Source organism: Enterobacter cloacae complex sp. IR5422, assembly GCF_049238165.1.
GTDB classification, from domain to species: Bacteria; Pseudomonadota; Gammaproteobacteria; order Enterobacterales; family Enterobacteriaceae; genus Enterobacter; species Enterobacter roggenkampii.
The window spans coordinates 21088-29315 of the sequence record NZ_JBMKHT010000048.1 but is presented as its reverse complement, the minus strand read 5'-3'; the positions used below and the strand labels follow the sequence as shown (position 1 = coordinate 29315).

At 45.6% G+C, this 8228-nt stretch carries 11 protein-coding genes and 1 pseudogene; 9 read left to right on the top strand and 3 right to left on the bottom strand.

The window, feature by feature from the left end; translation table 11 throughout:
* The 9 genes and pseudogenes from ACOTXT_RS18860 to ACOTXT_RS18820 form a co-directional block, all read left to right on the top strand.
* On the top strand, positions 1–689 hold a 689-nt coding region (locus ACOTXT_RS18860; RefSeq protein ID WP_421625411.1), incomplete at its 5' end, for a DUF2345 domain-containing protein.
* The gene (locus ACOTXT_RS18855) at positions 689–1558 is read left to right on the top strand and encodes a DUF6402 family protein (protein ID WP_333166261.1); all 870 of its coding nucleotides are present in this window, start codon (positions 689–691) and stop codon (positions 1556–1558) included. The genes ACOTXT_RS18860 and ACOTXT_RS18855, both read left to right, overlap by 1 nt.
* Positions 1559–1921, top strand: coding sequence for a DUF6201 family protein (locus ACOTXT_RS18850; protein WP_008502625.1), 363 nt, complete (start codon positions 1559–1561; stop codon positions 1919–1921).
* Between the two features lie 284 nt (positions 1922–2205).
* Positions 2206–2454, top strand: a pseudogene (locus ACOTXT_RS18845) (type VI secretion lipoprotein TssJ); the annotation flags it as partial.
* 634 nt (positions 2455–3088) lie between these two features.
* The gene (gene tssE / locus ACOTXT_RS18840) at positions 3089–3541 is read left to right on the top strand and encodes a type VI secretion system baseplate subunit TssE (RefSeq protein ID WP_023294209.1); all 453 of its coding nucleotides are present in this window, start codon (positions 3089–3091) and stop codon (positions 3539–3541) included.
* A 14-nt stretch (positions 3542–3555) separates the two neighbouring features.
* Complete coding sequence (locus tag ACOTXT_RS18835; RefSeq protein ID WP_021243010.1) at positions 3556–4026, top strand: hypothetical protein; 471 nt, start codon at positions 3556–3558, stop codon at positions 4024–4026.
* A 113-nt stretch (positions 4027–4139) separates the two neighbouring features.
* Positions 4140–4544, top strand: coding sequence for a hypothetical protein (locus tag ACOTXT_RS18830; protein ID WP_071789000.1), 405 nt, complete (start codon positions 4140–4142; stop codon positions 4542–4544).
* Positions 4545–4622: 78 nt separating this feature from the next.
* Positions 4623–5867, top strand: coding sequence for a GIY-YIG nuclease family protein (locus ACOTXT_RS18825; protein ID WP_031275389.1), 1245 nt, complete (start codon positions 4623–4625; stop codon positions 5865–5867).
* A 46-nt stretch (positions 5868–5913) separates the two neighbouring features.
* The gene (locus ACOTXT_RS18820; RefSeq protein WP_055321858.1) at positions 5914–7251 is read left to right on the top strand and encodes a VasL domain-containing protein; all 1338 of its coding nucleotides are present in this window, start codon (positions 5914–5916) and stop codon (positions 7249–7251) included.
* A gap of 142 nt (positions 7252–7393) precedes the next feature.
* Here ACOTXT_RS18820 and ACOTXT_RS18815 read toward each other — a convergent pair whose 3' ends face one another.
* The 3 genes from ACOTXT_RS18815 to ACOTXT_RS18805 all read right to left on the bottom strand — a co-directional run bounded on the left by ACOTXT_RS18815 (position 7394) and on the right by ACOTXT_RS18805 (position 8226).
* The gene (locus ACOTXT_RS18815; protein WP_267933424.1) at positions 7394–7597 is read right to left on the bottom strand and encodes a helix-turn-helix transcriptional regulator; all 204 of its coding nucleotides are present in this window, start codon (positions 7595–7597) and stop codon (positions 7394–7396) included.
* An 87-nt stretch (positions 7598–7684) separates the two neighbouring features.
* Positions 7685–7903, bottom strand: a complete 219-nt coding sequence (locus ACOTXT_RS18810) for a hypothetical protein (protein ID WP_421625410.1) — start codon at positions 7901–7903, stop codon at positions 7685–7687.
* Positions 7904–7965: 62 nt separating this feature from the next.
* On the bottom strand, positions 7966–8226 hold the full coding sequence (locus ACOTXT_RS18805) for a hypothetical protein (RefSeq protein WP_421625409.1): 261 nt from the start codon (positions 8224–8226) through the stop codon (positions 7966–7968).
* Positions 8227–8228 lie beyond the last annotated feature (2 nt).

Genomic DNA, 8228 nt, shown 5'->3' with positions numbered 1-8228 from the left:
AGCGGCTGAAGCCGCTCAATGAGGCGCTGCTGATGTCCGCTCCGGAAGGAATGGCCCTGACCAGCGGGGAGCACCTGCAGATGACGGCCGCGAAGAACGTCGCCATTAATGCGGGCGGGGATATCAGCATCGGAACAATGGGTAACATGACGGTGCTGGCAGGCGAAAAGCTGGGGCTGTTTGCGCGGGAGGGGCAACTGAACCTGAAGGCATCGGAAGGGCCGGTGGATGTCCAGGCGCAGAACGCCAGCCTGCGACTCTTTGCGGAGCAGAAGCTGACGCTGAGTTCAGCGAGTGACATCTCCTTCGCCGGGAAAAAACGCATCACGCTGATTGGGGGCGGAAGCTACCTGCGGCTGGAGGCGGGAAAGGTGGAGTATGGTACGACGGCGATGTATATGCGCAAAGTGAAGCGGACTATGGCGGCGGGAAGCAGTACCCTGGGGCAGGGAACTGCTGAAATGCCCGCTCCATTACCAAATTTATCATGTGGTCCAAATACAGCGTGTTTCAGGGTCCTGGATTCCTTAACAGGTTCTGAAGATATGGAATTTGCATATCAATTACAGACATCTACCGGTACAGTGGTAGGAAGAACTGATTCAGCTCTGACGCATGCAATAAATTCAGATACCGAAGAAAACGTAAACCTGGACTATGTTTTCCAGATCAGAGCGGGGACAAGGTAATGGCAGTTTCATCAACGACTACCACAAAAGAACCGGAGCAGCAGGAAAAGAAAGTCAGTGTAGACTTCTTCCATATTGATATGATCCCTGACGCGATGAGAGAAATGGGATGGGAAATGGCTCCTAAGTTAATGGAGCATTGGTTTGAAATTTTACCAGCATTTATTTTTACTACTGAAAGTAAAAGAAAAAAATTAGATGAAGATGCAAGAAACTTACCATCAACTCAAGTTAGTACTGAAATAGTCAAAATGTCATGGGCACTTAAATTTGAGCAGGTTAGCGCTGGGATTGAAGAGCTTACTGGTCGTTGGAAAAGTATGAAAGGTATTGCTCGATTAAGAAAATTGCTTCAAAATAAAGGTGATTTTAATAAAGGTGCGATATCTCTTGGGTATACTGACGATGTTATGGAATTGGATAACACATCCCAAGTAAATCTAATAACCATAGGAAGTAAATTTGATACGGTAAACGATTGGTATGGTGCAATGGGAAATTCGAATCTTAAAGTATGTGTTCGTGGAATGACGCAAGTCAGGGAGGGAAAAGTATTTTTTATTGTAGATAAGTTGGGCTTTTACCTCAAGGATACTTATGATTTCGTTGATGAAGGAAATTCATCAGAGCCTTTAGGGGTTTGGAGTAAAAACCGTATACTAAACAAGGAAGAAACTGGCATTTACATGTCCACTTACTTATCTGGTTTTTGGGGGCATCTGGTGAGGAGTTTTTCAGGATTTGTGCCGATTTTTAACAAAGACTTCCGGAAGTGGCAAAAAAAACATGATTCAGGTGGTGATTATATTGTTTTTTCTGATGTATTATGGGTCTCGCCGAGAGAAACTGACAAGGAAATTCCTCTGTAAATGAAAATCAAAAAAATATATCTTGCATTTTTTTTATTGCTAATCATTTGGGCATTTTTGCCTTCTACTTTGTTTATCAATGAAAAAACAAAGGTGTTTGATATAGTCAGTCCTGATAAACAATATAAGGTAAATATATATCATGCTAAAATAATATCTCCGTTATCACTTTATAAATACCTGAAAGATGAAGATTACTATTTTGTTTTATATGATTCTAATGGGGGTGTGATATTTAAGCCTTCACTATTTTACGGTATGTCTGAAATTGCGGCATATGACTCCATTGAATTTTTGTACGGTAAGGATAAAGAACTTCTTTTTCCTGGTGAATTAGGCTATGACGGATTTGTTTTAAAATAAATCCATGTGTTATATTTTTACTTTGATGCTTATTTAAATGCTATTTTCTGTAATGTTTATACTCGATTAACTTGAAGTTGCATGGTGAGATGGCTTATCAGTCGAGTTGTTCCGGGCTTAGCGATGAGTCGCTCATGCATTTTGAGGTTTGTTGGGTATATATTGCGGGCCATTAATTAGTGATTTTAATAACATAATCCGTAATTATTTTTCCCCATGTTGCGAATCTTTTCTGTTAATTATAGTTAGTATTCACTTTAAATATAGCTCGCTGGCGGGCGCTGATGCTTATTGCCTGTGGTTTGCTCGCTGGCTGCGGTCTGACTCAGACCGTTACGGACGGTACGGTCAGCATCACGAAATCCATCTTCTACAAGAAAATCAAAACGCTGCATCTTGATTTTACCCCGCGTACGGCCATTAACGCTGATGGCGCACAGACGCCGCTGGCGACAATGGTACGGATTTATCAGCTCAGGGATCGTAAAGCAGTTGATGCCGTTTTCTTCCCAGGCGAGTTAACTGGAGATGATTTCTTATCAATCAGTTACATAGGTAATTGTGTGGATGGGTACTCGATTTCCTCTCAACATAAAAAGTGGTGTAGCCGAATCATTTCTTTAATTCATTAATTCCATAGGCTTAACTTCATGACTATATAATGAAGAGTTCATGACGAGGATGAATAAACGTGCGCAGGGCAATTAAATCGATCTTAAACATGATGCTCTAATGTATTTTATTATTATTTCTTATCCTTTTTTCTATAAAGATGCTGGCTTATATTTAAACCACACCTGGTGAAAAATGTGGAATGAGAACAACACTTGCTATGCCATCACTTACATTCTTAACTTCAAGCCTTTTGGCGGGGTGGGGCGGGTATTGCGTCTATTTTCAAATCAATCATTTTTCGCCCTGTATGATAAGGCTGGAGAAAAAATAAAAAATTCAGCTTGATATTTTTGGGACTATCAGTTCTCTGATTTAGTTGCACCTGAATGGTCAGGTACCGACTTTCTTAATCCATCTGACAGCGGATTTTCAGGCTGGACTCTACTGGGTGCAAAATCCGTAATAATTGAAATGATAGAGGACAACACATGAAGTCTTCAACATTAATTGACAATAGAAATCAACCATTTCAGCAAGTTTCCTGAGGTCAAAATGCCAGACAGAAAATCCCCATCTTTATATGAAATTCTTACTGGCAACTTTACAGGGGAGCTTTCCCTTGAAGTTGTAAACGAAGAAGACCAGGTCATTTTATCAGTACTGGATAATATCCAGCGTATTTTAAATGCCCGTACTGGAACCGTAAGCCATTTACCAGATTATGGTTTGCCCGATATGACTAAAATCCTGCAAGGAATGCCTGGAACTGCCCATGAGCTAATCGATACGCTGGCTGGTGTCTTGCTTAAGTATGAACCCCGTGTGCAGTCTCTGAATGTCACTTTACTCGAACAGCAAGTGCCCGGTGAACTCCGCTACGCCATTGATGCTGAATTGAGAGGTATTGGGCTTGTACGGTATGGAACCCAGTTTATGCCCGAAGGTCGCGTTATGCTGCGACACCTTAAGAACCAGCAGCTTCTGGGCTCAGTAACCCCCCATTAATATCAGGTAATACCATGTCAGCAAAATCACAATTTATGAAAAAACTACAGGCCAGACAACCCGCACCTGTTCCTGTTGTCAGTAAGAGTCAGGCCGATATTGCAGAGTTTCGCCTGCGAATGGTAAAGCTTCAGGAGCAGATGGATGCGTGGCTGGTGGATACCGGACTTAATATAGAACCGTACACAGCATTCGTCTCGGACCTGCTGGTGGTGGACGGCACTTTTGAAATTTCAGGTATCGTTCTTCGTTACGATGGCCGGGTCGTAAAGTTTACGCCGGTATTTCTGTATGGTAAGGGGGTGACTGGGTGCGTAGAGGCAATTTTCCATGAGGGAGGGCATATGACCTCCCTGGGCCGTTTATTCATGAGATCAGGTACCGTGAGTGGCTGGACCTTTACTCCGCCTGGTGCTTTATCCTGCTCAAGACAGCAATTTGATGAGAGCACATTTTTTGGGCTAATTATCGCGCTTCTTTCATAGCGAAAACGGAATGAGTAATAATTTTTGGGGCTGTTAGCTATTCCGTTCTCATCAGAAGAAATAACAAAACTAGCGGGAAGCGGAACTCCAAAATAACAGAGTAAGTAACGAGTATGAAAAAGAGAGAATTAATCTTCCTTTTGGTCTCAGGAATTATTTTGACAACACAGGCCGATGCGGCACGCGGAAGGCAGCCTTGCTCAGGTTCAAAAGGAGGTATAGCGCACTGCACATCGGATGGACGCTTTGTCTGTAACGACGGGACTTTGAGTCAGTCGAAACGATTCTGTTCCGGGTATAGTCCCTCAGAAGGCAGCAATCGTTTAACACCATCAACTTCCTCCCGAAAAAAGCAGATGAAAAAGATAACAACTGCGAAAAAGCAGAAACAGCAACGCGTGACAGAAAACGACGAACCGGCCAGCACAAAAGCCCGACAGCCAACATGCGTACCCCTCTATATGGCCAACAAACCCGGATATACCCATTTACCGATTTGCTCAGGGAGTCAATATTAATAAGATATAGCAAAGATACCCTATTTGTTTTAAAGATTAAATAATCGGATTTATATGAAACAAGGAAATAAATAACATATGGCACGAAGGAAAAAAGATGACAATGCCGCAGGAATTATTTTGGTTGTTATCGGTGTAATTGCCTGGGGTATTTATGTCACGGTAAGAGCATTAATAAATTTTAATGAGCGATTTATCGAGTCTGTGTCTAATCCAGCAGGAATCATCAGTTTATTCTTTGGCTTACTGATAGCCGTTGCGTTGATAATGCGGGTTTTCATTTACCGGGGCTTCCGTAAGAAAACAGCGGAGCTGGAACAGGCTATGTCGAACCTCATTCAGAAAGAGAAAGCCTTTGAAGAAACCGTCAGTACTGAAGTGGCTCGCGGTCTGTATCAGGAAAAGCAACGCCTTGCCGGTCAGTGGGATGACTTTCACAATGCCAAAAATAAAGCCTCTCGGGCACTGCAGCGTATTGTGGACTCTGCGTATAAATTCAAAGTCAAAACCCTGCTTTCTGGCACCACGGTGAATAACTGGCAAAGCAAGTACGACCAGCTCAGGAAGGAAAGAGAGGCTTACGCTGCTATCAGCGAGAAAATCGCCTTTCTGGAACTGGAAGATAACGCCGACTGGGAAGGCGTAAAACAGCAGTTTCTGGATAAGGTTGCTCTGCTGGAAAAAGCGCAGGAAGAAAAAGAATATCAGGCTGAGCTCAAACGCCAGATGCGTGAAGAAAAACAGCGACAGGACGAACTGGAGCAGCAGCAGCGCGAAGCGGAAGAGGAGGAGCAACGCCTTGCTGAGCAGCAGCGTTTACTGGAAGAAGCCCTGCTCGCCGCTGAAGGTGCTCACAGGGTAGAACTGGAAAGACAGCGCCTGGAGTTGGAGCAGAAAATCCAGGACGTGCATCAGCAGTATGAACGTGCCAAATCCATGGCCCAGCTCACCAAACAGGGATACGTGTATGTCATTTCGAATATCGGCTCCTTCGGTGAAAACGTCTTCAAAATCGGTATGACCCGACGACTGGAGCCCATGGAGCGCGTGAAAGAATTGAGCGGGGCAGCTGTGCCGTTTGATTTTGATGTCCACGCCATGATTTCTTGCGATGACGCCCCTGCGCTTGAAAGGACGTTACATGAACATCTGGAACGCTACCGGATTAACCGAATCAATCTGCGTAAAGAGTTTTTCCGGATCGAGCTTAGCCGAATTATTGAAGAGGTGGAGCGTCACCACGGGCAGATTGAATATATTGCTGACCCGGTAGCGCTACAGTATCTGCAGAGTCTCGAATATGCAGAAAGCGAAGCTGCATAAACAATATCCTTTATTAGCTCCAGATACGTCAAATGGACAATAGGTCATGAATGACATCATCCCACGTAAAATAAAAACCGGCGGCGACCCGCGCACGTTGCCAGATTACGCCGCCCTCCGCGATGAACTCAGTAAGCTGACGCATCCTGCTCGCCCGGATGTGAACTGGCAATATGTCGAAAAACTCGGCCTCTCACTGTTTGAACAGAACGGTGTGGAGTTGCAGACTGCAGCCTGGTACACCCTTGCCCGGACTCATCTGTCGGGGTTAGCTGGCCTGAACGAAGGGCTGGCGATTCTGGAGGCCCTGATTAGCCATCAGTGGGACGTTTTCTGGCCTAAGACGCTACACGCTCGTATGGAAATTCTTAGCGGCTTGAGCCAGCGCTTGCAGCAGCGCATGCGTATGCTTCCACTCAACAACAGCCATCTTAGTGAGCTTTATCGTGCTGAAGTGTTGCTTACCCGGCTGGGTTCGGTGCTCCAGCGCCTTGAGCTGAAACACCTAAGCCAGTTCGATACGTTACGAACAATGATACGTTCGAATGCTGAACGGCTGGAAAGGAGTAATGACGCATCAGATCTGAATGCACTCATGATGCCCGGTTGCGAAATACCTCAGGAAAGGGCAGAGCCGGTTGACGAAGTGAAATGGGTCTATGTTGTGCAGCCGGAGAATCAGCCTGATGCAGAGGGTCTTACGACAGCGCACGGGTCGGTCAGACCATGGAAGCCCTTTGTCGCCGGGATGTGTTCTATGCTGGTGGTCAGCCTCGCCGCGGCGTGGGGAGGGGGCTTTCTGTCCAGACCCGATCCCTTAACGACTCAGGCTAATGCATCTCTGGCGCCGTTACCTGAAGTGCTTACACCTGTTCAGCAAGACGCGTTAGCACAGCAAGGTACTTTGCCGTCCACATTTATCACTGAAACGCAGCAGCAGCTTGCCCGACTGGATAAGCTGCCTCCTGACTGGAATATTTCCTACAGCCTTCAGTTGTTAGCGCAACTCCAGACATTGCGGCCGGAGGAGGCGAAGCCGCTCACCTCACAGTGGCAGCAAAAATTTAACGCGGCAGCGTTGCCTGTCGACGCTATGAACAGTTGGTATGAGGGAATGATGAAGCTTCAGCAACTGAGTCATCGGCTGAGCAGTCTGGATGAGCAAAAAGGAAAATATATCACGGTGAGTGAGCTTAAATCGGTGGTTTTTTCGACTATACAGTCATTTAACCAAACAATACCGGCTGAAGAACAACTCCGACGCCTGTCACAGCATCCAGCCGGAGATGCGCTTCCTGAAGCCGAAAAGACCCAGCTGGAATTGCGCCTAAGACAGCTTGCTGCGCGTTACGCTCAAATAAAACAGGCTTCTTCTGCTCAGTGAATTCTGGCGATAGACAGGTGAATGCGCGTGAAGGTCAAAGTGTCCCCTGCAGACATCACATGAAGAGTCTAAGTGCAGGGGAATTATGAGGAAATGCAGAAGTGGAAAATATTATGCCCGCAATTATGCCCGCAAAGCGTGGTCATGATGCTTTTTTGAGGTCGGGGAGAAAGCTGCGTTTCCAGTTTTGATAATCGGCATACATCCATCTGGATGATCGGCCGTACTTGATAGGTTTGGGTAAGTGGCCGGCGTTGATTTGCGAGTAGAAGTATTTCGCAGTAAAGCCAGCATCCTCCATCATGAACTTCATGTCAATGAGGGAGTCGTCGCGAAGTTCGCGCATAGGTTTCATCTCCGGATTGGGAATCGAACAGGGAAGGGGATTTTGGCGAACAGGACCCATCGAGTGTGAGGCTGTGTGATTCCATTGTTACTCCGGAAGCTCATCAAGTGCGATATAACCCTCTTCAGGGTATTCAGTAAAATGAGCACGCATCCCTGAATAAACACCGTAACCACCCTCATCATGAATTTCTCCGCTATCAATAGTTATTTCTGTATCGCCTTCTACCTGAGCTTCTTCAGGAGTGTTGCAGGACAGGCCAGCGAAACTAGCCAGTTCGTGAATCTGCTTAATTGTTAAATTCATTATCTATCTCCAATAAAAAACCGCCATTGCGGCGGTCTAGTCGATGCGTAAAAAAGGCCGCATTAGCGACCTTTGTATTGGAACTCAATTCTCCCACCGCTACTGCCATCATCTTCATGATTGCTGCGGCCGGAACCTCCGCTTCCTGCGGGTTTAGCAATTTCTTGAGTTCCGCTGACTGCAAATATAGAGCCGAATTTATCTAAGCCGGGTATTTGCCAATAGCAAGATACGCTTGCATACGGAAGGTTATTTTTTCCCAGTATTTCCGATGTGGCTTTCTCAACGGCCTGAGTTAGCTCTTGCAAAAGCTTGTGGTCCATAG

Bases quoted from the DNA above. Each gene is read 5' to 3' on its own strand.
- ACOTXT_RS18830 (WP_071789000.1), top strand. From the start codon at position 4,140: ATGAAAAAGAGAGAATTAATCTTCCTTTTGGTCTCAGGAATTATTTTG.
- tssE (WP_023294209.1), top strand. From the start codon at position 3,089: ATGCCAGACAGAAAATCCCCATCTTTATATGAAATTCTTACTGGCAAC.
- ACOTXT_RS18850 (WP_008502625.1), top strand. From the start codon at position 1,559: ATGAAAATCAAAAAAATATATCTTGCATTTTTTTTATTGCTAATCATT.
- ACOTXT_RS18820 (WP_055321858.1), top strand. From the start codon at position 5,914: ATGAATGACATCATCCCACGTAAAATAAAAACCGGCGGCGACCCGCGC.
- ACOTXT_RS18835 (WP_021243010.1), top strand. From the start codon at position 3,556: ATGTCAGCAAAATCACAATTTATGAAAAAACTACAGGCCAGACAACCC.
- ACOTXT_RS18805 (WP_421625409.1), bottom strand. From the start codon at position 8,226: ATGGACCACAAGCTTTTGCAAGAGCTAACTCAGGCCGTTGAGAAAGCC.
- ACOTXT_RS18825 (WP_031275389.1), top strand. From the start codon at position 4,623: ATGGCACGAAGGAAAAAAGATGACAATGCCGCAGGAATTATTTTGGTT.
- ACOTXT_RS18810 (WP_421625410.1), bottom strand. From the start codon at position 7,903: ATGAATTTAACAATTAAGCAGATTCACGAACTGGCTAGTTTCGCTGGC.
- ACOTXT_RS18815 (WP_267933424.1), bottom strand. From the start codon at position 7,597: ATGCGCGAACTTCGCGACGACTCCCTCATTGACATGAAGTTCATGATG.
- ACOTXT_RS18855 (WP_333166261.1), top strand. From the start codon at position 689: ATGGCAGTTTCATCAACGACTACCACAAAAGAACCGGAGCAGCAGGAA.